Source organism: Micromonospora sp. NBC_00821, from assembly GCF_036347035.1.
GTDB classification, from domain to species: domain Bacteria; phylum Actinomycetota; class Actinomycetes; order Mycobacteriales; family Micromonosporaceae; genus Micromonospora; species Micromonospora hortensis.
This window is the reverse complement of record NZ_CP108880.1, coordinates 3,684,634-3,711,168: the sequence shown is the minus strand read 5'-3', so window position 1 is coordinate 3,711,168 and position 26,535 is coordinate 3,684,634. Positions and strand designations below refer to the sequence as shown.

Sequence of the window (26,535 nt, the reverse complement as noted above, 5' to 3'; positions counted from 1 at the left end):
CGCTCCTCTGTTCGATCAACCATTGCGTGCCTGCCCGGCGCGGCTCACCGGGGTCGGCAGTGGACGTACCAGCACCTCACCCGCGGTGGCGACGACGAGGTGCCCCTCCGGCACCGACCGCCACCCGGGATCGTCGTCGTGTGGCTCGGAGGCGAGCAGCACCGAACCAGGCGTCTGGCGGACCGACAACGCGTGCCCCGCCACGCTCGCCACCACGAGGTGCCCGTCGGTGAGCAGCAGGTTGAGCCGCGACCCGGGGGCTGCGGCGACGACGTCCGTCACCGTCCGCCCGACCGCCTCGATCGCATCGGCACCGGCGCGCAACCGATGCCGCACCAGCGCCCAGAGCAGCGCCGAGTCGGTGGTGGCGTCCAGAGTGAGCAGGTCACGCACCGGCAGACCGGCGGCGAGCGGCACCACGGCGTCCGGCCAGCCGCGGACCACACCGTTGTGGCTGAACAGCCACCGCCCCTCGGCGAAGGGCGCCGCCGCGCCGTCGAGCACCGCCATTCCGACAGTGGCCGAGCGCACCGCCGCCACCACCGCCGCGCTGCGGGTCACCGCCGCCAGTTGGGCGATGGTCGGGTCGCTCCAGATCGGCTGCGCCCGCCGGTACCGCACCGGCTCACCCTCACCCGGGTACCAGCCGACACCGAACCCGTCAGCGTTGATCGTGCCGCCGCCACGCATGTCACGGGGCGCCCAGGACTGCCGCACCAGCGAGTGCGGAGGGTCGAACAACAGCTCGGCCAGGGTGACCGGCGGCCCGAGGTAGGCCAGGTGGCGACACATCAGCGCCCCCGGCCCGCCGCCGGGCCGCCGGTCGTGCGGCGACTCACCGGTACGACTCGTCCGGTCGCGCGTCCCTGGCGCAGCGGAAACCACTGAAGATCTGCCGGCGGATCGGATAGTCCCAGTTACGGAAGGTGCCCCGGCAGGCGGAGCGGTCGGTGCCGAACGAGCCACCGCGCAGCACCCGGTAGTCGCCGCCGAAGAAGACCTCCGAGTATTCGCGATAGGGGAACGCGGCGAACCCCGGATGCCCGTCGAACGCGGTCGAGGTCCACTCCCAGACGTCGCCGATGAGCTGGTGCACACCCAACGGCGACGCGCCGGCCGGATACGCGCCCACCGGCGCCGGACGCAGATGGCGCTGGTCGAGGTTGGCATGCGCCTCGGTCGGGTCGTCGTCCCCCCAGGGGTAACGGCGCGACCGCCCGGTCGTCGGATCCCACCGGGCCGCCTTCTCCCACTCCGCCTCGGTCGGCAGCCGCTTGCCGGCCCACGCCGCGTACGCCTGCGCCTCGTACCAGCACACGTGCACCACAGGCTCGTCGGCGCGGACCCGCGCCCACTGACCGAAGCGCCGATACGACCAGTCGTCGCCGTCGGAACGCCAGTGCATCGGGGCGCTGAGCTGCTCCCGAACCCGGTGCTCCCAGCCGACCGCGCTCCACCAGCGCTGCTCGGTGTAGCCGCCGTCGGCGATGAAGGCCGCGTACTGGCCGTTGGTCACCGGGGCGGCATCGATGACGTACGCCGGGAGGTCGACCCGGTGCGCCGGACGTTCGTTGTCCAACGCCCACGGATCGGTGTCGGTGCCCATGGTGAACTCGCCGGCCGGCACCAGCACCTCCGCGCCGACCCGGACCGACGGCTCGGGCGGCGCCGGGGCGTGCAGCACCGCCGGCCCCGAGCGCAGCTGGTGGGTGGCGAGCATGGTCTCGTCGTGCTGCTGCTCGTGCTGCACGATCATGCCGAAGGCGAACCCGTCGGCGACCAGCGGTCGCTCGGTGAAAGTCACCGCGTCGAGCAGGTCGTGCACCTTGTCCCGAACGGTGGCCAGGTAGGCGCGCGCCTCCGCGGGCGGCAACAGGGGCAGCGCGGGACGGTCCCGGCGCGGCTGCTTGAACGCGTCGTACAACTCGTCGATGTCACACCGGACCGGTTCCCGGCCCCCGACGTCCCGCACCAACCAGAGCTCCTCCTGGTTACCGACATGGGCAAGGTCCCAGACCAGCGGCGACATCAGCGGTGAGTGCTGGCGCGTCAGGTCGACGTCGTCGACCACCTCGGTCAGCAACGCGGTACGGGCGCGCGCCCGCGCCAACTCCACAGCGATGTGGTCGCGCAACTGCTCGCCGTCGACCCGGCCCGCCCGCGAGGCTCGCCGAACCGGCTCACTCCTCGCGCTCACTGGGCCGTCCTCCGTTCGCGACTGCGAGGCTCGCAACCCCGGCTCACTCCTCGCGCTCACTGGGCCGTCCTCCGTTCGCGACTGCGAGGCTCGCAACCCCGGCTCACTCCTCGCGCTCACTGGGCCGTCCTCCGTTCGCGACTGCGAGGCTCGCAACCCCGGCTCACTCCTCGCGCTCACTGGTCTCTCCTCTCTGCGGCGGCCAGCCGCTGGCGTATCCCTCGCCGGATCTCGTCGTGAGTGCTGGCCGGCAAGTCCAGTCGGGGCATGGTGCTCAAGGCCAGGTCGAGCAGGGCCGCCGCGGCGGCGGCCAGCGCCGGGTCGGCCAGGCCGTGCCGAGCGGCGGCCGACCAGCGGTGCGCAACCGGCGTGGCGATCGTGTACGCCTCGCGCACGGTGCCCGGGTCACCGAACAGGGCGGTCAGCACCGCCAGTGGCAGCCGCCAGCGGCGACCGGGTTGGGCGTCCAGGTAGCGCAGCTCCAGGTAGCCGCGCGGCCGCACCGGCGGAAAGAGGGTGCTGACGTGGTAGTCGAGGTCATCGGTGGTGGGCGGTTGTGGCAGCGCGCCGTCGAGCCAGTCGGCGAAGGTCACCCCGGGCGGCGCGGCCCAGTCGGCGCCGCGCCGGCGCAGACAGAGCAGCGGCGCGGCGAGCACGTAGCTGATCCAGGTGTCGGTCGGATCGTCCCCGGCCCGGGAGGGCGACCAGACCGGACGGGTCCGAGCCGGGTCGATGGCCAGCCAGGCGGCCATTCGGGCGGACGCCCAACCGGTGCGCCTCCCGGCGTGTCGAGCGGCGGAGGCGAACGCCGCGAGCAGTGGGGGCCCGACCGCGTGGGCCGCGGCCCAGCGGTCGGCGACCTGGTCCGGCTCACCGGCGTCGAGGCAGATCTGCAGGCCGGCGGTGCTGTACATCATCGTGCGGCCGGCCGGGCCGTGGCGGTCGAAGGCTCCGCGCATCGCGCGGTAACGGGGGGTTTCCACCACCGGGCGGGGCCGTCGGTGGGGGTCGATGCCGCTGCTGCCGAGGATCAGCCCGGCGGCGGCCAGCAGGTCGGTGACCTGGGCAATGTCGGCTTCGGTGGCGCGGATCAACGCGGCGACCGAGGGGCGGGGCGGGGTGGAGATCTCCAACTGGCCACCCGGCTCCAGGGTGACCAGGCCGCCATGTCGCAGCGGCTCGGCTGGGCTGGTGGCATCCAGCGTGGCGGGGCTGTGCCGCCCCAGCGCCGCCCGCAGCCGCGCCGCGTCGACGGGGTGGGCGGGATCGGCGGCGTCGTGCACGGTCCATTCCAGTTCGACGCCGGTGTGAGTGGGTGGGCCGGTCTTGAAGCAGATCCGGGCGAGGTGTCGGACTGCGGCTGCGGACTCGCGCAAGATGGCGCTGCGGTCCAGGTCGGATGACGTCACCAAGGGTCGGGCCCCCTCTCCGTGTGCCGGGTCCGGCACACTGTGCCACCGTAAACCCACCCACCGACACCGTCGGGGGCGTGCACGGCGCCACCAACCTCTGTCTAACAGACGAATTTCCGAAGCAGGGCGGAACCAAACCGCTCCCACCACCGACCGGTCAGCCGTCGGCGGGGTGGCCCGGTCGCGGCGGTGACGGCGGGACCTTCCCCGATGGGGACGGCTTGCCCTTCGCCGACTCGGAGGGCGTGACCTTCGCCGGCTCGGACGGCTTCGTCTCGGGCACCAGCCGCTGGCAGTACGCCTCGACCTCGGCCGGGCCGCCGGCGGCGGTCACCAGCTTCTGGAAGGCCGGCGTGCGGAGCGCCTTCTCCCGCTGCTCGGGCTTCTTCGCCCGCCACGCGCGGCACAGTCCGTGCACCTGGCCGACGGCAGTGGGACTTGCCGGCGGCGTGGCGGTGACGGACGGCGGCGCACCCGGAGACGACGGGACGCCGGGGCCTACCGACCGGCCGGGCTCGGCCGACCGGGATGCGCCCTGGTGCGGCGAGGGTGACGGGCGCGACGGTGCGGGTGCGACCGGGTCTGGCCCTCGATCCCGGGTGACCGCGGCGAAGGCGGCTCCCGCGGTGGCGGTAGCTGCCACCGCGCCGATCCAGGCCACCGCGCCGGTGGTCATCCGGCGACGGCGTGGCCGCTGCGGCACGGCCGGCGACGGGTTGGCCCGGGCGGCCCGGAACGCGGCCACCGCGGCGTCCTCCCCGGCCAACTCGCCCGGACGGACGGGGCCGGCCGCCGCGGCGAGCAACGCGGCCACCGGCTCGGCCGGGGGTTCGCTCCGGGCGCCCAGGCGCGCCTCAGGTGAGTGCGCGTCCACGTCTGTGGGCGTGGCGGAGGGGGCCTGATCCAGCGTGGCGTCCACCCGGGCAGGGGCCGCGTCGAGCAGCCGCTCGGTGTCGGCCTGATCGGCCCGCCGGAACGGGTTCATCGGGAGTCCCCTCACGTCAGCCGTCCGCCGGTTCGACGTGCGATGCCCGCACTGCGGGGCCGTTCCCCGCACGCGGCGGTGGCACCCCCTCGGTCCCGAACGAGGACTCGGCCGGGCTCTGCCGCTCCAGCAGGACCGCGAGCCGGCGTAGGCCACGGTGAGCGGCGGTCCGCACGGCGCCGGCCCGTCGGCCCAGCACCCGGCCGGCGGAGCCCGCGTCCAGCCCGATCACGGCCCGCAGCAGGACTGCTTCGGCCTCGCGGGGCGGAAGGGTGGAGATCAGCGCGAGGGCGGTCTCGGTACCGATCGTCTCGCTGGCCCGCTCGGCGGTGTCCGCGTCGCTGGCGAGCTCGACGAGCGCCTGCACCGGGACCGGGAGCGAGGGGCGGCGGCGCATCCGGCGCAGGTGGTCCATCGCGCGGTTGCGGGCGATGGTGACCGCCCAGGCCCGGAACTCGCCCCCGGTGAAGCCGGGCAGGTCACGGGAGATCTGGAGCCACGTCTCGGAGGCGACGTCCTCGGCGTCGGCCCCGACGAGCGCGGTCAGGTACCGCAGTAGCCCGGGCTGGAGGCTGCGGTAGAGGAAGCGGAACGCCTCCTCGTCCCCAGCCTGCGCGGCGGTCACCACCTCCGACAGGTCGGCGGTCATGCGCGGCCCACGCATCGTTCGAGGCGTGTCGGCCCGACCAGCCGGGCTGGCGCACACCACGCGGCACGAGTCGCCCGCCCGATCAGCACCAGCACCGCACCGCCCTCCACCGCTCTGATTCTGCCCGCGACAACGATTGTCGGGGCGGCGTGTCCGGGGCCAACGCCAGGGTGGTCGATCGGCGCGCTACGCGCCGAGGTAGCCGGGAGGGCCCGAGCCGGGCTAACGCTAAGAGGGGGCTCACGACGCGACAAGTCGGCGTCGTGTCACGGAAGAGTGACAATTATCAACCCGGCCCGACGGCGCGTCGTCGTAACGGCCAGTACGCAACAGACGCCAACCAGGCCTGGAGGCGGTTTCTTGCCACCATGGACGACCCGAGCGACGGAAATAGTCGCTTTTTGTGACAGCACACATCCACAGCGTCACGAAGGGCGAGCGTCCACACAGGTCAGGCCGGATCAGCCAGTCTGAACCAGCCGCCCGGCGGCCCTGCCACGGCGCGCCGCCCCGCGCCACTCTGGGTACGGTAATGCGGTGTTGTCATCGGAGGTCGTGCTCAGCGGTCGCTACCGCTTGGACGAACGTGTCGCCACGGGCGGCATGGGCGACGTTTGGCGTGCCTCCGACCTGATCCTCGGCCGGCAGGTCGCGGTCAAGGTTCTCCTGCCGGCGCTGGTCTCCGATCCCGATTTCATCGCCCGGTTCCGCGCCGAGGCCCGGATCATGGCGGCGCTGCGGCACCCCGGCATCGTGCAGGTCTTCGACTGCGGTGCGGACGACCTCCCCGACGGCGGGCGGGCGGACTACCTCGTCATGGAGTTCGTCGACGGCGAGCCGTTGTCCAAGCGGATCGAGGCGGCCGGGCGGCTCGACGTGGCCGAGACGATGTCGATCGTGGCCCAGGCGGCCGCAGCGCTCAACGCGGCGCATCGCGGCGGCATCGTGCACCGCGACGTCAAGCCCAGCAACCTGCTGGTGCAGGAGGACGGCACTGTCGTCCTGGTGGACTTCGGCGTGGCCCGCTCCACCGACATCACCAGCATCACCAGCACCAACGCGGTGCCGGGCACCGCCCTCTACATGGCCCCCGAGCAGGCCGCCGGCCGGCCGGTCAGCGGTGCCACCGACATCTACGCCCTGGGCGCGGTCACCTACTGCTGCCTGACCGGCAGTCCGCCGTTCACCGGCGACAATCCGCTCCAGGTCGCCGTGCGGCACCTGGACGATGAGCCGCCGGAGCTGTCGCACGACATACCGGAGGCGGTCCGCGCCCTGGTGTCGCGGGCCCTGGCCAAGGATCCGATGGAGCGGTTCACCAGCGGAGCGGCGATGGCCGAGGCCGCTCGGACGGCGGTCACCGGCGGCGAGCCGCCGACGGCGATGGTCGGGCCGGTCGCGCTGCGCGACGCCGGACCGGGCACCCGCACGGACGTGCCGGCCGGCGCGGCGGTGGCGCGTGGGCGCCAGCGACGGCGGGGTCCGCTCGTCGGCGCGGCGGCGGCCATGCTGGTCGCGTTGGTCGGGCTCGGCGCGGCGCTGGCCGCGACGCGTCACGTCGGTGAGAACCCGGCGGTCAATCTGCCGGCCACCTCGCCGACGGTGGCGCCGAGCGGTCCCGTCGACCTGCCCGCGGCGAACGAGCAGATCACCAGCGTCGAGCCGGGCCGGCCGGACCGGCCGCGCGTCCCTGGCAACTCCCCGTCGGCCTCGGTCTCCGCCACACGGAGTGTGCAGCCGAGTGATACCGCCAACTCGCCGACGCCGACGGCGGGCGTCACCACGGCACCGCCGACCAGCGCGGCGCCCACGACGGCCGCGCCGCCGCCGACCAGCGCGCCTCCTGATCCACCCGCCACCTCCAGCCCGCCGCTCGATCCGGAGGTGCCGGCGGGCGGTTGAGCCGACCGCTGTCGCCGACCCCGGTCAGTCCCACCAGCACCGATATCCCCAAAACGGACTTACGACGCCGAAGACGCCTCTAGGCTCTCAGCAGGCTATTTACACCATCTGCCGCGGGAGCCTGGGTGAGCGCTGAAAAGCTGGTCGTGATCGGTCAGGGGTACGTCGGACTGCCGCTGGCCATGCGGGCCGTCGAGGCGGGCCTCGACGTGGTCGGTCTCGACGTCGATGCCGACCGGGTGAAGCGGCTCGCCTCCGGCGAGTCGTTCGTCGAGGACATTCCGGCCGACCGGCTGGGCCGCGCGTTGGGCAGCGGCCGTTACCACCCCAGCACGGAGTACACCGACGCTGACGGGTTCGACATCTGCGTCATCACGGTGCCGACCCCGCTGCGTGACGGGACGCCGGACCTGAGCTACGTCGAGCAGGCCGGCGTCGGTATCGGCCCGTACGTACGCCCGGGCTGCACGGTGATTTTGGAATCGACCACCTACCCGGGCACCACCGAAGAGCTGCTGCGCCCGCTGTTGGAGTCGGCCAGCGGCCTGACCAGCCCCGGTGACTTTCACCTCGGCTACAGCCCTGAGCGGATCGACCCGGGCAACCCGACCTGGCGACTGGAGAACACACCGAAGGTGGTCTCCGGTGTGGACCCGGCGGCGCTGGCCCGCGTTGACGAGTTCTACCAGCGCCTCGTGGAACGCACCGTAGCGGTGGACTCGACGCGCGTCGCCGAGCTGACCAAGCTGATCGAGAACACCTTCCGCCAGGTCAACATCGCACTGATCAACGAGCTGACCATGCTCTCGCACCACCTCGACATCGACGTCTGGCAGGCGATCGACGCCGCCTCGACCAAACCGTTCGGCTTCATGCCGTTCCGGCCCGGCCCCGGCGTCGGCGGGCACTGCCTGCCGATCGACCCGTGCTACCTGTCCTGGCAGGTCAAGCGCCGCCTCGGGCGACAGTTCCGGTTCATCGAGCTGGCCAATGACGTCAACCACGAGATGCCCGAACACGTCGCGCAGCGGATCATGGGAGGGCTGAACCGGGACGGCCGGGCTGTCAGCGGCGCCCGACTGTTGCTGCTCGGTCTGGCCTACAAGAAGAACACCGGCGACATGCGTGACTCCCCCGCCGTGGACGTGGCCCGTCGGTTGCAGGCCCTCGGCGCCGAGGTGCACGCCGTCGAGCCGTACGCCGAGGCGCACCAGATTCCCGCCGGGATCACAGTGGTCGGGCTCAGCGAGCGCGAGGTGCGGGCGGCCGACGCGGTGGTGGTGGTCACCGACCATGACACCTTCGACTACGACCTCGTGGTCAGGCACGCCCGCTACATCTTCGACACCCGCAACCGGTGCGTCGGCCCGATGGTCGAGCGCCTGTAGACCCGGCACCGCTGGCCGGTCCCGCCGCCGGGGAAGATGGCGGGACCGGCCGGCGGATGTCCGTCCGGTGGCCGAGGGTTGGACCCGGCCGGTCCGGACCGCGACCGGTTCACTGGTCGGCGAGCGCCTCGACGACCGGGCGGGACAGCGCCCGGCGCGCCGGCAGCACCGAGGCGAGCAGGGCGGCGAGCACCGCGACACCGAGGATCAGCCCGAGCTGACCGAGCGGCAGCACCACGTGGAAGTCCCCTCCGAGGCGGTCCAGCAGGGCCATCGTGGACGCGCTGACTGCGGTGCCGAGTCCGACCCCGAGAACCGCGCCGACCAACGCCATCAACACCGCCTCGACGGCGAGCACGGCCCGCATCCGCCCTCTGGTGAGCCCGACCGCCCGCAGGACGGCGTTCTCCCTGGTCCGTTCGACCACCGACAGGCTCAGGGTGTTCGCCACGCCGACGAGGGCGATCACCACGGCCAGACCGAGCAGCGCGGTGACGAAGGCGAGAAGCATGTCCACGGTGCCGGTGAGCATCTTCTTGTAGGCGCCCTGGTCCATCAGGTTCACCGTCGGGTAGCGGCCCAGCACCGCGGTGATCGCGTCGCGGGCCCGCTCGGGGCTCACCCCGGAGGCGGGGTCGATCTCGGCCAGGTAGCCGCGCTGGGTGGGGAAGAGCGCGGCGAAGTCCTGGTCGGACAGGTCGATGACGTGACCCGCGGGCACCTCATCGCCGGGCGTGTCGTCGGTGACCACGGCGGCCACCCGGAACGCTTTCCCCCTGACGGTCACCGGGGAGCCGACCTGCCAGCCGCGGGCCCGCGCCAACTCGTTGTGCACCAGCACCTGTCCCGGCCCGACCCGCTCGGCGTCGCCGGCCAGCACCCCGCTCAGCGTCCGGCCGATCAGCGCCGGGTGCGCCGCGCGGATCTCGACGTCGTCGACGACAGTGCTGCGCTGCTCGTGCACCACACCCAGTTCGGGACGGGAGGCGAGTTCACCGACGAGCGCGGCCGGCAGGTCCTGACCGATTCCGCTGACCACGAAGTCCGTCCCGATCTGGGCGTCCACGCTGCGTTCGATACCGTCCTTGGTGCTGCGCGCGCCGACCATGAACGCCGAGACCAGTCCGATACCGATCACCAGCGCGGTGGCCGTCGCGGCGACCCGCCGTGGATTGCGCACCGTGTTGTTGACAGCCAGTTCACCGATGGTGCCGAGCACTCGACGGACCGGCCAACCGAACACCCGGGCCAACGCGGGGACGAGCACCGGCCCGAACAGCACGATCCCGAAGAAGGTGAGCACCCCACCGAGCGCCACCAGGAGCAGCTGACCGGCGCCAGCGGCGCCGGCCAGCGCTGCCACACCGACCGCGAGGACCACCGCGCCGATGCTCAGCCGAACCCGACCAGCACTCCGGCTGGGCTGCACCGCGGCGTCGGTGAGCGCGGCCACCGGGGCGATCCGCGTCCCCCGCCAGGCGGGCAGCAGGGCGGCGCACACGGTGAGCCCGGTGCCGAGCAGGAGTCCGGTGAACACCGTCGAACCGGTCACTGTCAGCCCTCCGGTGACCGGCACGTCCAGTTGGGACAGCAGCAGCCGCAACCCGCCGGCGAGGGCCACCCCGAGCAGCACGCCGAGCGCGGAGGCGACCAGCCCCAGCACCGCCGACTCCAGGACTGTGGACCGGAAGACCTGTCCCCGGGTGGCGCCGATCAGGCGCAGCAGCGCGGTCCGTCGGGTGCGCTGGGCCAGCACGATCGCGAAAGTGTTGGCGATCACGAAGCCGGCCACCACGATCGCGACCCCTACGAAGATCAACAGCAGCATGCGGAACTGGTCCACGTTGCGCACCGCGTCCTCCACTGCCTCGTCGAGGATCTGCTGGCGACTCTTCACAGTGGCTTCGGCGCCGGACACGGCGCGTACCTTCTCGGTCAGCGCCGCGACGTCGGCGCCCGGTCGGGCCGCCACCATGATCCGGCCGTAGCCCCGCTCGCCGGTGAGGGCCAGGGCGTCCGGACCGACCAGGCCGACGAACGGACCGCCGACGTCGCGGGCGGTGCCGGCCACGTCGACGGTGCCCACCAGGGTGTACGGGCGGGCCGCCCCACCGGTGGCGCCGATCCGGACCGCCGTGCCGAGCCCGAAGCCCTGCTCGGCCGCCGTCGGCGCGTCGAGCACCACCTCCCCGGCCCGGTCGGGCAACCGGCCGGCCACCACGTCGTACGAGCGCAGCGCGTCCTCGGTGGGGATGGCGACGAGCATGGTGAAGCCGAGCACCGGCCGACCGTCGGCGCCGACGATGCCGGCGGTGTTGGTCAGCTCACCGGCGGCGGCGGCCACCCCGTCGACCGCCCGCACCCGGTCGACCAGTGCCGGGGGCAACACCTCCCGGCCGGCCGAGTAGACCCCCAGGTCGGTGTGGCGGTCGAAGGTGCCGGCCCGCTCGTACGCCCCGGTCCGCATCCCGTCGACGAAGATCATCGTGCCGGCGACGAACGCGACGCCGAGCACGACGGCGAGCGCCGAGAGCAGCATGCGCAGCGCCTCGGCGCGCAGCGAACGCAGGGTCAGGCGGATCATGCGGGGCTCCCGGTGCAGGTGGCGGATCGGACCCCTCCGACGCTATGGCCGGCACCGGTCTGTCGATCTCCACCTGCGCGCTCGACCTGCGTGCGCCCCGGGTCGCGGTGCGCCCGCCGGTCGCTACGACCCAGGTCGTACGCGGTGTCATCCGCCGGGCGTGACCAGCCCGCTCTCGTACGCCAGGACCACCGCCTGGACCCGGTCGCGCAGCTGGAGCTTCGCCAGGATCCGCCCGACGTGGGTCTTCACCGTCGCCTCGGCCACGTGCACCCGGGCGGCGATCTCCGCGTTGGACAGCCCCTGCGCGACCAGCAGCAGCACCTCCCGTTCCCGTTCGGTGAGCTGCGCGAGTCGAGGGTCCGCGCTCGGGGCCGCGCCGAGCTGCCCGGCGAACCGGTCCAGCAGGCGCCGGGTGATCGACGGAGCCACCACCGAGTCGCCCTGGGCCACCACCCGGATCGCAGCCAGCAGCTCCTCCGGCGGGACGTTCTTGAGCAGGAAGCCACTCGCCCCGGCCTGCAGCGCCGCGAACGCGTCCGCCTCGGTGTCGAAGGTGGTCAGCACCAGCACCCGAGGGCCACCCTCGGGCCGCTCGGCGCAGAGTCGACGGGTCGCCTCCACCCCGTCCATGGTGGGCATCCGGATGTCCATCACGACCACGTCGGCCTCGGTGCGGGCGAGCACCCGCAGGGCGTCCGCGCCGTCGATCGCCTCCCCCACGACCTCCAGGTCGGGCTGGGATTCCAGCACCATCCGGAACCCGGCGCGGACCAGCGCCTGGTCGTCCACGATCACTACCCGGACCGTCATGCCGCGATCACCTCCGTTGCCGGCTCAGACGGTAGCGGCAGCCGAACCTCGACCTGCCAGCCCCCGGTCAGTCGGGGACCGGCGGTGAGGCTGCCGTCGTACACGGTCACCCGCTCCCGCATGCCGAGCAGGCCGTGACCGCCGGACGGCGCCGGGCTGACCAGCGGGCGGCCGCGACCGTCGTCGACCACCCGGACCGCCACGGCCTCGGCGGTGTACGACAGGACGACCTCCACACCGGCGCCGACGCCCGCGTGCTTGAGCGCGTTGGTCAGCGCCTCCTGCACCACCCGGTAGACGGTCAGCTCCAGGCCCGGCGGCAGCGCCGGTGGCGCACCGGTGACGGTGCTGCGCACGTGCAGACCGGCGTCGTCGAACCGGGCCAGCAGGTCGGGCAGCTCGGCCAGCGCGAGACGCCGGTGCTCGGGATCGGCCGCCACAGCCAGCCCGTCGGCACCGTCCGCGCCGGCAGGGCCGGCGTCGCGCAGAACGCCGACCAGGCGGCGCATCTCCTCCAGCGCCTGCCGGCCGGTGTCGGCGACCACCTTCACGGCGGTGCGCGCCTGGGCGGGGTCCCGGTCGAGCATGAACCGGGCCCCGTCCGCCTGGACGATCATCACGGCCATGCTGTGGGCCACCACGTCGTGCAGCTCACGGGCGATCCGGGTGCGCTCCTCGGCAACTGCCGCCCGGGACTCGGCCTCCCGCTCGCGTTCCAGGGTGGTGGCCCGCTCCTCGAGGCTGAGCACGTAGAGCCGGCGGGTCCGCACGTTCAGCGCGACCAGCCACACCGCCCCGGTGACCAGCGCATACCAGAGCGCCGTCACCCACCACTGGATGACGTTGGGCGTCTGCGCTGCGGCCAGCAGCACGCCGACGGCCGCGACCGCTCCGGCCAGTACGCCGTCGCGCAGCCGCCGGCCGTACTTCACCACGCTGTAGAGCGCGATCAGGACGGCCACGTCGTAGATGAGCGGACCCCAGCGGGCGATCACCTGGACCAGGGCGAGCACCGCGACCGCCACCGTCACCGCGCTCGGATGGGTGCGGCGGAACAGCAACGCCACCGCCATCCCCAGGCCGACAGCAGTGGCCGCCCAACCGCCCGGCTGGCTCACCGCCGCGGCCAGGGAGACGAGCACCACCATTGCGGCGACGGCCACGTCGAAGGCGACGCCGCGCAGCGGGCGACCGAACACTGTGCGTCTCACGGTCACCCAGCGTACGTGCCGCGACGCTCGGCCCTCGTGCCTCGCGCCCGGGCTCAGCCGCCGAGGACCTCGCGCATGCGGTCGATCTCGACGGTCTGCTCGGTGGCGACGGCGTTGGCGAACTCGTTGAGCGTCAGGTCGGAGCCGACAGTGAGCAGGTTGGTGGCCATCTCGATGGCGCCCTGGTGGTGCTCGGACATCATCCGGATGAAGAGCCTGTCGAAGTCCGCGCCACGGGCCGCGGCGAGCTGCCGCATCGCCTCTGGCGACTGCATGCCGCGCATGGTGCCGTGGTCGTGGCCCTGTACCTCCGCCGGGAGGCCACGGGTCTGCAGCCAGCCGCGCATCATGCCCATCTCCGGCCCCTGGCTGGCCCGGATGCGCTCGGCGATGGCCCGGACGTCGGGGTCGGCGGCCCGGTCGGGGGCGAGCTCCGCCATCGCCAGGGCCTGCGCGTGGTGCGGGATCATCATCCGGACGAACCAGACGTCCAGCGAGTTGTGCGGGGCGGGACCGGCGTCGCGGACCTCGTGCGCCGGGCGGGTAGCCGCCGTCTCGCCCGGGCGGCCGGGCGCGATGACGGTCAGATCGGTGGGAACGGGGCTGGCCGTCGGCGACGCGGCGGAGGTGGCGGGCGCGGAGACCGGCCGCGGTGCGCTCGTACCGGTGTCGCCGTCGAGGCGGATCACCATGAACACCACGAGCGGCAACACGAGAGCCAGTGTGACGACCGCCAGGATGCGTGCGCGCCGGTTGGTCATGGGCCACTCCCTGCAGTCGAGGTCACCGCGATGCTATCCATTGAAGAACCCGCTTTCATGTGATCCAGCTCACATCGACGTTCTTCGTCGAACGGTAACGTGTCAACCATCGTCTCCCCCTTGCGAAGGGCCCCCGCCGATGATCAGATTCCACAAGCCACGGTTACGACAACTGCGTGTCGTGGCTCTCGCCACGACCGGCCTCCTCGTCGCCAGCGCCCTCGTCGCTCCGGCCAGCAACGCCCAGACCGTGTCGCAGGCGGCCCCGGCCCCCGCGCTCACCAACACGATCCCCGGCGTCGACGAGATCGTGAGCAGCCCCAACCTGCGCCAGATCGCCAACGTGCCCAAGGTCGCCCCACTGGACGCGACAAACAGCGACATCGCCTTCCAGGGCAAGTACGCGTTCGCCGGCAACTACAACGGCTTCGTCATCTACGACATCTCGCGGCCCAGCGCGCCGACGGTCAAGGCCCGGGTGCTCTGCCCGGGGTCGCAGAACGACATCTCCGTCCACGGTGACCTGCTCTTCCTCTCCACCGACTCGTCGCGCAGCGACGACTCCTGCAACAGCACCACGCAGGGAGCGGACGTGAAGGGCTCGTGGGAGGGCATCAAGGTCTTCGACATCAAGGACAAGGCCAACCCGCGCTACATCAAGTCCGTCGAGACGGCCTGCGGCTCCCACACCCACACCCTGGTGCCGGGCAAGGACCGCAAGGCCATCTACCTGTACGTGTCGTCGTACAGCCCGCGGGCCGAATTCCCGGACTGCCAGCCGCCGCACGACTCCATCTCCATCATCAAGGTGCCGGTGAAGAAGCCGACCGACGCGGCAGTGGTCGCGACGCCGAACCTCTTCCCGGACGGCGGCTTCCCCGGCAGCCAGACCGGCTCGGCCACCACCGGTTGCCACGACATCACCGCCTACCCGTCGAAGGACCTGGCCGCCGGCGCCTGCATGGGTGACGGCATCCTGCTCGACATCAAGAACCGCGAGGCTCCCCGGGTCATCAACAGGGTTCGGGACGAGGTCAACTTCGCGTTCTGGCACTCGGCCACCTTCAACAACTCCGGCACCAAGGTGATCTTCACCGACGAGCTGGGTGGCGGCGGGGCGGCGACCTGCAACGAGACCGTCGGCCCGAACCGCGGCGCGGACGCCATCTACGACATCGCCGGCCGCGGCAACGCCCGGACGATGACCTTCCGCAGCTACTACAAGATCCCCCGGGCGAACGCCGACACCGAGAACTGCGTGGCCCACAACGGCTCGCTCATCCCGGTGCTCGGCAAGGACATCATGGTCCAGGCGTGGTACCAGGGCGGCATCTCGGTGTTCGACTTCACCGACTCGGCCAACCCGAAGGAGATCGCCTTCTGGGAGCGCGGCCCGCTCTCGGCCGACACGTTCGTCGGCGGCGGCACCTGGTCCGCGTACTACTACAACGGCCACATCTACTCCAACGACATGGTGAAGGGCCTGGACGTCCTAGAGCTGAACGACTGGCGTACCTGGTCGGCCAAGCTGACCCGCTACCAGGAGCTCAACGTGCAGACCCAGCCCAGCTACCTGGGCTGGTAGGCGCCACGCACCACACCGGGCCCGGTCTCCGATCGTCGGAGGCCGGGCCCGGCACCGTTGCACGCCAGACTCGTCGGGGGCGGGCACGGTGGGGCCCGTCACCAGGACGGGGGTTGCGAACCGGCTGGCCAAACGCTGTGCCAACGTGAACAGACGTGACAGTTGCCGCCCCGCCCGAACCGACCACGCGTCGGCGGCCCCACCCGCTGGACCTGGTGGCGGCCGTCCTCGCCGTGGTCGGGGCGGCCTGCGCACTGAGCGGGCTGCTCCCCCGCGCGGAGACCACCGCCACCCTGCACCGGATCCTGCCGCTGCTGTTGTTCCTCGGCACCGTGATCGTGCTCGCCGAGCTGACCGCCGTGGCCGGTGTCTTCGACGTGCTGGCCAGCCGACTGGCTATCGCGTCCCGGGGCAGGTGGGCCCTACTGTTCCTGCTCTGCGGTGCTCTCGCCACGCTGACCACTCTCGTGCTCAACCTCGACACCACCGCCGTGCTGCTCACCCCGGTGCTGCTCGCGCTGGCCCGGAACCTGCGGATCCCCGCCGCCCCGCTCGCCGTCACCACGGTCTGGCTGGCGAACACCGCGAGCCTGCTGCTGCCGGTGTCCAACCTGACCAACCTGCTCGCCGCCGACCGGGTCGGGCTGGCGCCCCTGGCGTACGCGGCTCGGATGGCATTGCCGCAGCTCGCCGCCGTGACGGTCACCATGGCCCTGCTCTGGTTCGGGTGGTGGCGCCGGGAGCGGCCCGCCGGCGGGCGTTTCGTCCCGCCGACCCGGCACGTGCCGGCCGATCCGGTGCTGCACCGTACGGCGCTCGCCGGTTGCCTGATCTTCGTCGCCGGCATCCTCGCCGGCGTGGAGATCGAGATCGCCTCCACCGTCGGGCTCGCCCTGGTGCTGGTCGGGTTCCTGGTCCGCTCCCCCGCCACGCTGCGCCCGGGGCTGGTCCCGGTACGCCTGCTGTTCTTCGTCACCGGCCTGTTCCTGGTGGTGCAGACCCTCGGCCAGCACGGCCTGGACGACCTGGTCGGCACCCTGGTCGGCGCCGACGGTGGCGCGCTGGGCGCCCTGCGCGCCGGTGGCACCGGAGCGCTGCTCGCCAACGCGGTGAACAACCTGCCCGCCTACCTGGCCGGCGAGTCGGTGCTGCCGACCGGTGACCACACCCGCCTACTGGCCCTGCTGATCGGCACCAACGTCGGCCCGCTGGCCGCCCCCTGGGCGTCACTGGCCACCCTGTTGTGGTTCGAGCGCTGCCGGGCGGCCGGGGTGGCGGTGCCGGTGGCCCGGTTCGTGCTGACCAGCACCCTGCTCGCGGTCACCGCGACGCTCGCCGCGGTCGGCGCGCTGCTGCTGGTGAGCTGAGGGCTCAGTCGCGGTACACGGCGACCTGAAGTTCGGTCACGCCCTTCTCCGGGGTGTCCGGGCAGTAGTCGAGGTAGACCTCCCGGGCGAAGCCGTCGGTGCGGTAGCCGTTCTCCTCGATCCACCGGGCGAGCGCCTGCATGCTCGGCTCGACGTCGTCCATCGCACCGTGATGGATGATCGTCGCAGCATTGCGCAGCTCCGGCAGATCGCGCACCGTGACGTCGGACGCCGCGGACGGCTCGGCGTCGACGAGCACACCGGCGTGTACGACGACAGCGTCGCCGCCCGAGTCGGCGGGCTCGTACCAGGCGATGCCCGGACCCGTCGGCGTGATTCCGGCGGCGTCCAGTCGACGGAACAACTCCGGGTAGAGCGGCTGGATCACCGGGCCGATGTCCTCGCCCTGGTAGCTGGGCGCGACGGCGGTCAGCTCCGCGACGCGAACCGGCGCGATCTCCTTGAGGACGACGTCCTGGGTGGTCATCCGACCCTCCGACTCGATCATTCGGAGCCGCGCCTCGACAGCCGTGAGCCGGGCCGTGTCGGCGGCCAACTGTTCCGCCAGCTGGCTCCGGCGCAGCCGCAGCATGCCGCGCAGCTCGGCCACGTCGACCGCGTCGTCGACGATCGCTCGCACCTGTTCGAGGGTGAGGCCCAACTCCTTGAGGGCGATCACCCGGTTGAGCCGGCGCAGCTGGTCGGCGCGGTAGAAGCGGTAGCCGGTGTGCGGGTCGACGCTGGCGGGGGGCAGCAGGCCGATGCTGTCGTAGTGGCGCAGCATCCGCACCGACACCCGGCCGAGTCTGGCGAAGTCTCCGATGGTGAACATGGTCCCCTCACACTCGTCCCTGACACCGTGTCAGAGTCAAGCGTGGCGTGCGGGACGGCCGTCAGTGGCGTGCGGGGCGCGGGCCGACCAGCCGGCGGACCATCGGAGCGGCGTTCCACTTGGCCGCGCCGACCAGGTCGCGGGCGTGCTCCAGGACCGTGTAGTCGGGTCGGGTCAGCCCGTCGGCGATGGCCCGGTCCAGATCGTTCCCGCAGCGGCTCAGTACGGTGTCGAAGTCCCGACGGACCGGCTCCTGCAGGTCGTAGCCGAAGGAGCGGTGCAACCGGGCGAAGAGCGGCTTGTACAGCCGGACCCGCTCGTGCAACCCCGACGAGTACGACATCGGGTTCTTCGGACGGCGGAGGATGTAGTCGGGCAGCACGTCGGCGAACGCCCGCCTGACGATCCACTTCTCCTGCCCGTGGCGCAGCTTCAGGTCCACCGGCAACCGCATCGCCAGTTCCACCACGCTGAGGTCGAGGAACGGCACCCGGGCCTCCACGCCGTATGCCATGGCGGCGCGGTCGACGCGCTGCAACTCGGTGCGGCACAGGTTGCGGATCCGGTGCAGGAACAGTCGGCGGGCCGCCGCCGGGGCGACCTGGCGGTACATCGGGTACCCGCCGAACAGTTCGTCGGAGCCGTCACCGGTCAGCACCACCTTGATGCCGAGGTCGCGGAGCCGCCGGAAGATCGGCACCGAGACGACCGCGTTGATGATGTCGCCGTACTCGGTCAGTTCGGAGATGCGGATGGCTTCGCGGACGTCGGCGAGCCGGATGTCACGCGGCTTCAGCTCGACCACCACGTGCGGCACGTCGAGGTCGGCGGCGAGCCGCCGGGCGTACGCCACGTCGGGGCTGTCGGCGACGCCGACGGTCACCGCGACGCAGTCCGGGTGGATGTCGCGCACCTGCCGCAGGGTCAACGAGCTGTCCAGCCCACCGGAGAGCACCACCCCGACGGTCAGGTCGGTCTCCACCCGCATCCGGATCGCGTCGCTGAGCGCGGCGCGGACCAGCAGCGCGGCCTCGTCCGGGTCGTCGATGACCGGCAGGCCGTCGCCGATGGTGAGCAGGTCGACGTACGGGCTCAGTCGCACGTGCCCGTCCGCCTCCGCCCAGCCGTGGTGCCCCGGCGGCACCTCGGCGATCGGGGCGCCGTGCCCGACGAGCGCCTTGACCTCGGAGGCGAGGTGCAGGCAGCCGGGTCGACGGGACCAGTACAGCGGCTTGACCCCGAGCGGGTCGCGGGCCAGGTACGCCCGGCCGGTGGTCCGTTCGACGACAGCGAAGGCGTACTCACCGCGGAGCCGGGTCACCGCCGCCTCGCCCCACTGCTGGAACGCGGCGAGCAGCACCTCGGTGTCGCTCTCGGTGCGGAAGGCCTGCCCCAGGCGGGTCAGCTGCGCCCGCAACTCCCGGTAGTTGAAGATCTCGCCGTTGAAGCAGAGCAGCCAACGCTCGTCGGTCGACGTCCAGGGCTGCACCGCCCGGTCCCGGTCGACGACCCGCAGCCGCCGGGTGCCGGCGAGCAGCCCGCTCTCGGACCGGGTCTCGGTGACCTCACCGCGCGGGGCCAGGACGGCGAGCATCCGCCGGAAGGTGGCCGGGTCGGCCTCCGGGCCGATGCTCAACGCGATGCCGCACACCGGCTCAGACCCCCATCTCGGCCTCGTACGCCCGGCGGAGACGACGCCGGGCGGTGGGCGCGAGGCACAGGTGCCAGGCCTGACCCTCGTCGATCACGTTCAGCTCACCGGCCTCCTGCCGGCTCAGCAGCAGCTCTGCCAGGGCGTCGCGCGCGCCGAAACGCTCGAACCAGGCCAGCTCGACGTCGGCCGAGTAGCCGAGGCAGTGCCCGCTGGGCAGCATCGCCGCGTAGCCCAGGCGGCGCAGCCGGTACTGGTGCTCGGCGCTGCGGACCAGGCTGGTCACCCAGAGCGGCGGGGTGGCCGGCGGCGCGACGGCGCTGAACTGCCGTCCGATGTCGTTGAGCAGCGCCACCACCTCGCGCCGGGCGCGCCGGAACAGCAGGCCGGCGGTGCGCGGGGTGGCGTCGGGTCGCAGCCGGCGACGCAGCCCGCGGGCGGCCCGGCCCATCATCGTGGTGGGCTGCTCCTGGTAGCGGAAGCGCAGCAGGTCGCGGCGGCGCAGCCACTCCAGGTCGACCAGCTCGGGGCTGCCGTTGACCTGGTCGTCGGTGACGAAGGTCGGCGCGTCCTGCCACCACAGCACGTCGATGCGGGAGAGCAGGTAGATCCGGACCAGCGCGCTGAGGTCGGTAGCCGAGGTGCGGTCGTTCGGTTGGTAGCGGGCCATCTCCAGCAGCAACGTCTCGCGCGCGCCGATCAGCCCCTGGGGCGTGGCGTCGAGGACCGCGGCGAGTGCCGGCTCCCGCAGCCGTTCGTCGATGAGCACCTGCCGGGCCCGGGTGCTCGCCGCGTCGGCCAGGGCGCCGACCTCGATCAGCAGTTCGGCGACGGCGGCCCGGTAAGCGGGCAGGTCGGGGGCAGGAGCGGGAACGCGGCGCGGGGTCGCACCGGAGGGTCGACGGCGGGCCGGAGCGGTGGGCGACGGAGGCGAGCCGGGCTGCTGTCCCGGGCTACGGCTGGGCACTCGCATGACGGGTCCCTCTCTCCGGTCACGGCACTGGGTGGATCGCCCTGAAACACACCGTAATCATCGGGACCGGAACGGACCGAACATTCCTCCTATCTCCCCCCTAACGGAGCGTGGACGACGTACCCCAGGTGATCCTTGGGTTTGGCGCTCTGGAGCTGATGTCGTCAACGAATCAACGCCGCCGGCTTCGCAAGCGGGCCGTGATGCCCCGGTCAGGCCCGTGATGTCACAAACGATTCAGCTCCAAAGGCACCAACCAACACACCACCCACCGCCGCCCGCCGGCAGCCACCGTCAGTCGCCGTCCGTCGGCACCAGGGCCTGCACCTCGGCGTACGACGGAAGTCCCACCGGTGTGGTGGGCCCGCCGTCGCGGACGGCGTCGGCGGCGGCGAGCGCGGCGCCCAGCGCGGCCCGGAACAGCAGCGAGCCGGTGCTGACCCGGGCCACCCCGGCGCCGCCCAACTCAGCCAACCCTGGGCCGCCGGGCTGGTACAGCGCGTTCACCGGAGCGTCGATCCGCTCGGTGAGGACGCGCAGGGTTTCCAGGTCGACAGTCCCGGGCACGAAGATCCCGTCGGCACCGGCCATCCGATAGGCACGAGCACGGGCGAGGGTCCGCGGCAACGGGTCGTCCACCCCGAGCCACCAGGTGTCGGTGCGGGCGTTGACGAACAGCTCCGGCACCGCCGCCTTCACTGCCACGATCTTGGCAGCGGCGACCTCGGTGTCGGCGAGGCTGCCATCGGCACGCCCGTCCTCCAGGTTGATCCCGACCACGCCGAGCCCGGCCAACTCCGCCACGTACTCGGCGACCTCGACCGGGTCGTCGCTGAACCCGGCCTCCACGTCCACGCTGAGCAGCACCGGCAGCCGAGCCAGCCGGCGGGCCAGGGCGAGGGTCTCCCCCGCGGTGGCCGCGGTGCCGTCGGGAAGGCCGGCGGTCGCGGCAACCCCGAGGCTGGTGGTGCCGATGGCCGGATGTCCACGCGTGGCGAGCGTCGCCGCCGAGGCGTGGTCCCAGGCGTTGGGCAACAGCAGGGGGTGGCCGGCGTGGTGCAGGGCGTGGAACGCGGCACAACGTTCGATCATCGGACGCTCACCTCCAGAGTTGTCGGCACCCGCAGGGTCGGGTGCGGTTCGTGGCGCACCAGGGTCGGGCTGCGCCGGCACCGTTCCCGCAGCACGTCGAGCACCCCGCTGGCCAGCGCCAGGGCGTGCCGGTCGCCGGGGCAACCCCGCTCCCCCGTCCCGAAGGTCAACAGCCCGGCACCGGGCCGACCGGGCCGGAACGTCGCGGGCTCGGTGAACGCCTGCGGGTCACGGTTGGCCGCGTCGAAGCGCAGCAGCACCGGACTGCCCGCCGGCAGATCCTGCCCGCCCACCCGTACCCCGTCGACGGTGACCCGTCGGGTGGCCCGGACCGGTGGATCGAGGCGCAGCACCTCGGCCAGCAGGTCGGCGGTCGGTACCGTGCCCGCCGCTCGCGGAACCGCCGGGTTCAGCAGGTGATGGGTGGCGGCGCCGATCAGGCCGGCTGTCGCGTCGCACGCCTGGACCAGCAGACCGATCAGGTTCGCCAGTACCTCCGGCGGACCCTGCGGCGCGAGGGCCAGCAGGGCCGTCACCGCCCGGTCGGCGCGCGCGGTCAAGGCCGGGTCCACCCCCGGGTGGTACGCCGCCGCGACGACAGCGACCGCCGTCCCGGCGGCTGCCGGATCAGCGAAACCGAGGCGATCGGCCAACGTCCGCAGCGGCACCGGCCGGGCCAGTTCCCGCATCACGTCGACGCGGTCGTCGGCGCGGTCGAGGACGGCCACTGTCAGCCGCGCCGCATCCAGTCGCAGGTCGTCCGGATCGAGCGGGGCCAGTGCGCTCACCGCTACCGCTCGACGGTCGGCGTGCCGTCGCGGTGGACTGAACCGGCTGACAGTGGCGCGCAGCCAGGCGAGGGTGCCGGGCGGACCGGTGTCGACGGCTGGCACCTGGAACGCCCTGTCGGTCAGCGCCGCGCGTACGTCGGCGTGCCGGGTCATCCACCAGCCGCTCTCCGGTTGGAACGAGGGTGGCCCACACGCCGGTGTTCCCGGAGCGGGCGCGATATGCGGCCAGTCGTCAGTCACCGCCCGACCGTAGAGCGCGAACCGTTCGCCCCACACCGAACGATCCCGGTGCGGTCACCCGCCGCTCGCCGGTCAGGCGCGGCCGCTCGTGGGTGGCGAACCCACCGGCGCGTCGAGGGTGTGTTCGGGGATGGCCAGGGCCGCGGCCAGGCCGGGGCGGCCGGCGGTAGTGAGACGGACGGCGCGGCCGCCGCCCTGGCTGATCCAGCCAAGGTCGGTGAGGCGGCGGCAGAGCGCCGCGCCGAGCGCCCCGGCCAGGTGCGGGCGGCGTTCGGTCCAGTCCAGGCAGTCGCGGACCACCGGGCGGCGCGCGGCGCGCAGCATGTCGACGGGTACGCCCAACCCGGCCACCCAGGCCCACCCGTCGGGCGTGAGCGCCAACCCGCTGGACCGGTCGAGTCGGCGCTCGGCCAGCAGCGCGTCGTACATCAGCACCCCCAGCCGCCCGGCCAGGTGGTCGTAGCAGGTCCGGGCGTACGCCAGGGAGGCGGTGGCGGTCGCCGCGCGCAGCGACCCGGTCGGTGTGGGCGTGGCCGGGGCGTGCCCGGCCAGGTCCTCGATCAGTTGGGCCACCGACGGCCCGGCCAGTCGCAGGTAACGGTGGCGGCCCTGCCGTTCCTCGACGAGCAGGCCACCGCGGACGAGTCGGGTGAGGTGGTCGCTGGCCGTCGACGGGGCGACACCGGCGCGCCGGGCCAGCTCACCGGCGGTCCACGCCCGCCCGTCGAGCAGCGCGACACAGATGCTGGCCCGGGTGCCGTCGGCCAGCAGAGCGGCCAACTCGGCCATCCCCCGACCGTCGGTGCCAACGCTCATCGCCCCAGTCTAGGAAAACGGCAGGCCGGCCTCCTTGCCCACTGCCCTACTCTGAAGGAGCCGCGGCGCCACTTCGGCAAGTCGGGGCCCTAGCGCCTGCACCACGGGCGGATAGAAGTAACCGGATGATCTGGACGAAGTTCAGAAGCGACCGCACCCCTCGCCGACTCCGTGCCGTGTCCGACCTGCGGTTTCCTGCCAGCGGACGTCAACATCTCAGGAACCGGTATCCCCATCTCAGCGACGACGACATCGTTCTCGTCGAAACCGCGACCCGGCAGTGGTTCCGGATCATCGCCCGCCAGCCCGACGCGAAGCTGTCGCTGCCGTCGGTGGTCGTGGACGATCTGTGGCAGGAGCTGACCCTCCACGCGCGGGACTACGCGACCTTCTGCGACGCCGCGTTCGGGCGCCCTCCGCACCCCCAGCCGAGGGCTGCGACAAGCGGCGACACGACCACCGCCAATCGTGGACCTCTCCTGCTCGCGACGCTGAGCTACGGCCGCCGGGACGAGGGTTGTGGCCCGACCGGCCTTCCGCTGCTCTTCCGGGTGGACCAGGAACTGGACATCCAGGATGGCAACCGCTACCTGGCCGACTGCGGAGGTCGCGGCGAATGCTTCCCGGTTTCCGGCCGGGTCTGCCTGCAACACCTCGCGGGGCCGGGCAAGCGGCCCAAACCACCCGGCATTCGCGGCGACCTGCCCTTCCTCGACGGCCGTCACGGCCACGCCGGCGGTGCGGGTGGCGGCGGTGGTGGCGAATTCAGTGGCGGGGGCGACGGTGGAGGCGGCGGTGGGGGCAGCAACTGAGGCTCCGGACGACGCGAGACGACCTCAGCCGCGGCCGGTCAGCGGGGTCACCGAGCGGTCCGTGCCGTCGTAGCTGCGAGCGGCGTCGAAGTCGCCCGTCGGGCGCTGCCCACCGGCGACGGCACGAGCCAACCGCAGGTCCGCGTTGCGGAACCGCAGGGCCAGGCTCAGGTGCGGCACCCACGTGTCGGGCGCATGCCACGGGCGGTGTCCGTCGGCCTCGGCGAGAACGTCCCAGACGGCGGCGTGCAGCGCGGTCAGCGCCGGAGTGGGTCGGACGAGCCAGACCAGTGGGGCGCTGCCGTCGAGGACGACGACCCGGTCGAGCGTCACCGGCACCGGCAGCGCGGCGTCGAACAGCTCGGCCAGACGGTGCTCGACCCCCGGCGGGAACTCGTCCACTGCGGCGAGGGTGAGGTGCGGCCGGTTGGTCGGGTGGATGTTGCGGGCCAGGCTGGGCAACCCGGCGGCGGCCAGCCGGCCCCAGACCGCCCGGACCGCGACCTCCAGGCCGGGCGAGCAGACCAGTTCCACCGTACGCACGCGCCTACGCTAGCCGGCGACCCTCCTGCTCGGCGGACGCCAACCGAAGTCAGAGCCAGCCGTTGTCCCGGGCGGTACGGACGGCCTCGGCCCGGTCGGCGGCGCCGAGCTTCTGCACGGCGGCGGAGAGGTGGTTGCGCACGGTGCCGGTGGACAGGTGCACCCGACGGGCGATCACCGCGACCGGGGCACCGACCTCCACCAGCCGCAGCGTCTCCAGTTCCCGAGGGGTCAGCGGGCACGGGGGCAGGGTCAACGCGTCGGCGGCCAGCGACGGGTCGACGTAACGCCCTCCGGCGTGCACCCGGCGGATCACGTCGGCGAGCGCCCCACCCGGCGAGCCCTTGGGCAGAAACCCTCGGGCGCCGGCGGTCAACGCCTGGCGCAGGTGCCCGGGGCGGCCGTGCCCGGTCAGCACGACCACCGCGCAGTCGGGTCGGACCCGGGTCAGCTCGGCGGCTACCGCGATGCCGTCCAGGCCGGGCATCTCCAGGTCCACCACTGCCACGTCCGGGCGGTGCGCCAACGCCGCGGTGACGGCTGTGGACCCGTCAGCGGCGTGTGCCACCACCTCGATGTCCGGTTCCAGGGCGAGCAGCGCGGCGACGGCGACCCGGATCAGGTCCTCGTCGTCGGCGAGCAGGACGCGGATCACGACGTCGCCGGCACTGTGGCTTCGAGGGTGAAGATCGCGTCCTCCCGGCGTACCCGCAACTCGCCCCCGGCAGCGGCGAGCCGGTCGGCCAGCCCGCGCAGGCCGTGGCTGTGCGCGTCCGGGCCGCGGTCGTCGGCGCCGTCGTTGGCCACCGTCATCCTGGCCACGTCATCCTCCCGTTCGATGCGGATCCGGCACCAGTCGGCCCGACTGTGCCGCAGCACGTTGGTGCTCGCCTCGCGCAGCACCGCCGCCAGCTCGATGGCGGCGGGCTGCGGCAGGTCCACCGGCAGTGGCAGAACCGTGCACCGCACCCCGCAGGAGCGCAGCACCCCCACCACCGCGGTGAGCTGTTCGTCGAGATCGACGGCCCGATAGCCGTGCACGGTCTCCCGTACCTCGCTCAGCGCGGAGGCGGCCAACCGTTGCACCTCGGCGGCCTCCCGCGCGGCCCGTTCCGGGTCCGCCGGGGCGAGCCGGGCGGCGAGTTCGGCCTTCAACGCGATCACCGTGAGGCGGTGCCCCAGGACGTCGTGAACGTCGCGGGCGAAGCGCAGCCGCTCCTCGGCGGCGGCCAGCCGGGCCTGGGCGGCCTGGCCCTGCCGGGCCTCCACGAGCAGGTCCCAGAACCAGACCTGGAGCCCGTTGACGGCGGCCACCGCCGCGCCGATCCCACCGGTCACGGCGAGGTGGCGCGGAACGGAACCGCCGGTCCACAAGGCCACCGTCACCGACACCGCCAGGACGCCGACCGCGACCGCCAGCGCGGCGCGCCACCGCACCAGCAGCGGCGTCATGCCGATCAGCGCCGCACCGAGCCAGGCCCACGTCGGCCAGCTGCCGGCCGCCACCGGGCCTACCAGCGGAACGGTCAGCACGGCCACCCCGACCAGGCTCAGCTCGGCCCGACGCCGCCAGCGCGGGTCGAGCCACGGCGTCACGGCCGCGTACAGGACGACGGTCTGGGCGATCACGAAGGCGAGGATGCCGACCGCGCCGACAGTCACCCGGCCGGGGTCGGGCTCGCGGGTCAGGCCGACCGCCGGTAGCAGGACGCTCGCCCAGACGCCGGTGGCCAGTGACACCAGCGTCGCCCGCCGGGCGCGGCGCAGCCGGCGGTCCGCCCGGGGAGTCACCGCCTCGCTCGCCACGCACCGATCCTAGGACCGCCCGGCGCACTGTCCACCCGTGCGAACTGTCACGGTCGTGCCGTGCGGCCCGCACGGTTTTCCCGTGACGAACGGGTCTGCCGGCCACACCGGGGGCACCGGCAGGG

At 72.9% G+C, this 26,535-nt stretch carries 23 protein-coding genes; 5 read left to right on the top strand and 18 right to left on the bottom strand.

The window, feature by feature from the left end; genetic code table 11:
• Positions 1–15: 15 nt before the first annotated feature.
• The 5 genes from egtC to OHB44_RS16990 form a co-directional block, all read right to left on the bottom strand.
• Positions 16–792: an ergothioneine biosynthesis protein EgtC gene (egtC, locus tag OHB44_RS17010; protein WP_330437503.1), complete on the bottom strand. Its 777-nt coding sequence runs from the start codon at positions 790–792 to the stop codon at positions 16–18.
• A 43-nt stretch (positions 793–835) separates the two neighbouring features.
• Positions 836–2,197: an ergothioneine biosynthesis protein EgtB gene (gene egtB / locus OHB44_RS17005; protein WP_330437502.1), complete on the bottom strand. Its 1,362-nt coding sequence runs from the start codon at positions 2,195–2,197 to the stop codon at positions 836–838.
• Positions 2,198–2,373: 176 nt separating this feature from the next.
• The gene (egtA, locus tag OHB44_RS17000) at positions 2,374–3,609 is read right to left on the bottom strand and encodes an ergothioneine biosynthesis glutamate--cysteine ligase EgtA (RefSeq protein WP_330437501.1); all 1,236 of its coding nucleotides are present in this window, start codon (positions 3,607–3,609) and stop codon (positions 2,374–2,376) included.
• Positions 3,610–3,766: 157 nt separating this feature from the next.
• Positions 3,767–4,594 carry a hypothetical protein gene (locus tag OHB44_RS16995; protein ID WP_330437500.1) on the bottom strand — a complete coding sequence of 276 codons (828 nt, stop codon included), beginning with the start codon at positions 4,592–4,594 and terminating at the stop codon, positions 3,767–3,769.
• A gap of 16 nt (positions 4,595–4,610) precedes the next feature.
• Positions 4,611–5,243, bottom strand: coding sequence for an RNA polymerase sigma factor (locus OHB44_RS16990; protein ID WP_330437499.1), 633 nt, complete (start codon positions 5,241–5,243; stop codon positions 4,611–4,613).
• Between the two features lie 537 nt (positions 5,244–5,780).
• Here OHB44_RS16990 and OHB44_RS16985 point away from each other — a divergent pair.
• A complete protein-coding gene (locus OHB44_RS16985) occupies positions 5,781–7,145 on the top strand; it encodes a serine/threonine-protein kinase (protein WP_330437498.1) in 1,365 nt (454 codons plus the stop codon).
• A gap of 125 nt (positions 7,146–7,270) precedes the next feature.
• Positions 7,271–8,533 (top strand): nucleotide sugar dehydrogenase, encoded by a 1,263-nt coding sequence (locus OHB44_RS16980; protein ID WP_330437497.1) that lies wholly within the window; start codon positions 7,271–7,273, stop codon positions 8,531–8,533.
• A 109-nt stretch (positions 8,534–8,642) separates the two neighbouring features.
• Here the strand turns inward: OHB44_RS16980 and OHB44_RS16975 are convergent, their stop codons facing one another.
• The 4 genes from OHB44_RS16975 to OHB44_RS16960 form a co-directional block, all read right to left on the bottom strand.
• A complete protein-coding gene (locus OHB44_RS16975) occupies positions 8,643–11,117 on the bottom strand; it encodes an ABC transporter permease (RefSeq protein WP_238685710.1) in 2,475 nt (824 codons plus the stop codon).
• A 147-nt stretch (positions 11,118–11,264) separates the two neighbouring features.
• Positions 11,265–11,930 carry a response regulator gene (locus OHB44_RS16970; RefSeq protein WP_112587120.1) on the bottom strand — a complete coding sequence of 222 codons (666 nt, stop codon included), beginning with the start codon at positions 11,928–11,930 and terminating at the stop codon, positions 11,265–11,267.
• Positions 11,927–13,147, bottom strand: a complete 1,221-nt coding sequence (locus tag OHB44_RS16965) for a sensor histidine kinase (RefSeq protein WP_330437496.1) — start codon at positions 13,145–13,147, stop codon at positions 11,927–11,929. Before OHB44_RS16965 ends, OHB44_RS16970 begins: the two co-directional genes overlap by 4 nt.
• A gap of 47 nt (positions 13,148–13,194) precedes the next feature.
• Positions 13,195–13,902: a DUF305 domain-containing protein gene (locus tag OHB44_RS16960; protein ID WP_330437495.1), complete on the bottom strand. Its 708-nt coding sequence runs from the start codon at positions 13,900–13,902 to the stop codon at positions 13,195–13,197.
• Between the two features lie 139 nt (positions 13,903–14,041).
• On the opposite strand from OHB44_RS16960, the gene OHB44_RS16955 reads away from it, so the two are divergent.
• On the top strand, positions 14,042–15,487 hold the full coding sequence (locus tag OHB44_RS16955; protein ID WP_238685713.1) for an LVIVD repeat-containing protein: 1,446 nt from the start codon (positions 14,042–14,044) through the stop codon (positions 15,485–15,487).
• A gap of 155 nt (positions 15,488–15,642) precedes the next feature.
• Positions 15,643–16,854, top strand: a complete 1,212-nt coding sequence (locus tag OHB44_RS16950; RefSeq protein ID WP_330437494.1) for an SLC13 family permease — start codon at positions 15,643–15,645, stop codon at positions 16,852–16,854.
• 4 nt (positions 16,855–16,858) lie between these two features.
• Here the strand turns inward: OHB44_RS16950 and OHB44_RS16945 are convergent, their stop codons facing one another.
• From OHB44_RS16945 to OHB44_RS16920, 6 genes are all read right to left on the bottom strand, one after another.
• A complete protein-coding gene (locus OHB44_RS16945; RefSeq protein WP_238685715.1) occupies positions 16,859–17,686 on the bottom strand; it encodes a MerR family transcriptional regulator in 828 nt (275 codons plus the stop codon).
• A gap of 61 nt (positions 17,687–17,747) precedes the next feature.
• Positions 17,748–19,337, bottom strand: a complete 1,590-nt coding sequence (locus tag OHB44_RS16940) for an asparagine synthetase B family protein (RefSeq protein ID WP_238685716.1) — start codon at positions 19,335–19,337, stop codon at positions 17,748–17,750.
• A gap of 4 nt (positions 19,338–19,341) precedes the next feature.
• Positions 19,342–20,310: a DUF5715 family protein gene (locus OHB44_RS16935; protein ID WP_238685717.1), complete on the bottom strand. Its 969-nt coding sequence runs from the start codon at positions 20,308–20,310 to the stop codon at positions 19,342–19,344.
• 294 nt (positions 20,311–20,604) lie between these two features.
• A complete protein-coding gene (locus OHB44_RS16930; RefSeq protein ID WP_330437493.1) occupies positions 20,605–21,402 on the bottom strand; it encodes an isocitrate lyase/PEP mutase family protein in 798 nt (265 codons plus the stop codon).
• Positions 21,399–22,433, bottom strand: a complete 1,035-nt coding sequence (locus OHB44_RS16925; RefSeq protein WP_330437492.1) for a cytochrome P450 — start codon at positions 22,431–22,433, stop codon at positions 21,399–21,401. Before OHB44_RS16925 ends, OHB44_RS16930 begins: the two co-directional genes overlap by 4 nt.
• Before the next feature lie 72 nt (positions 22,434–22,505).
• Complete coding sequence (locus tag OHB44_RS16920; protein WP_266302560.1) at positions 22,506–23,249, bottom strand: ArsR/SmtB family transcription factor; 744 nt, start codon at positions 23,247–23,249, stop codon at positions 22,506–22,508.
• A gap of 176 nt (positions 23,250–23,425) precedes the next feature.
• Between OHB44_RS16920 and OHB44_RS16915 the strand changes: the two genes are divergently transcribed.
• Positions 23,426–24,061 (top strand): hypothetical protein, encoded by a 636-nt coding sequence (locus OHB44_RS16915; protein WP_330437491.1) that lies wholly within the window; start codon positions 23,426–23,428, stop codon positions 24,059–24,061.
• Between the two features lie 24 nt (positions 24,062–24,085).
• Here OHB44_RS16915 and OHB44_RS16910 read toward each other — a convergent pair whose 3' ends face one another.
• The 3 genes from OHB44_RS16910 to OHB44_RS16900 are packed head-to-tail and all read right to left on the bottom strand — an operon-like array spanning position 24,086 to position 26,410.
• Complete coding sequence (locus tag OHB44_RS16910) at positions 24,086–24,604, bottom strand: 2'-5' RNA ligase family protein (protein WP_266302562.1); 519 nt, start codon at positions 24,602–24,604, stop codon at positions 24,086–24,088.
• A 49-nt stretch (positions 24,605–24,653) separates the two neighbouring features.
• Complete coding sequence (locus OHB44_RS16905) at positions 24,654–25,259, bottom strand: response regulator transcription factor (RefSeq protein ID WP_238685723.1); 606 nt, start codon at positions 25,257–25,259, stop codon at positions 24,654–24,656.
• Positions 25,256–26,410: a sensor histidine kinase gene (locus OHB44_RS16900; RefSeq protein WP_330437490.1), complete on the bottom strand. Its 1,155-nt coding sequence runs from the start codon at positions 26,408–26,410 to the stop codon at positions 25,256–25,258. The genes OHB44_RS16905 and OHB44_RS16900 overlap by 4 nt, the downstream gene beginning before the upstream one ends.
• Positions 26,411–26,535 lie beyond the last annotated feature (125 nt).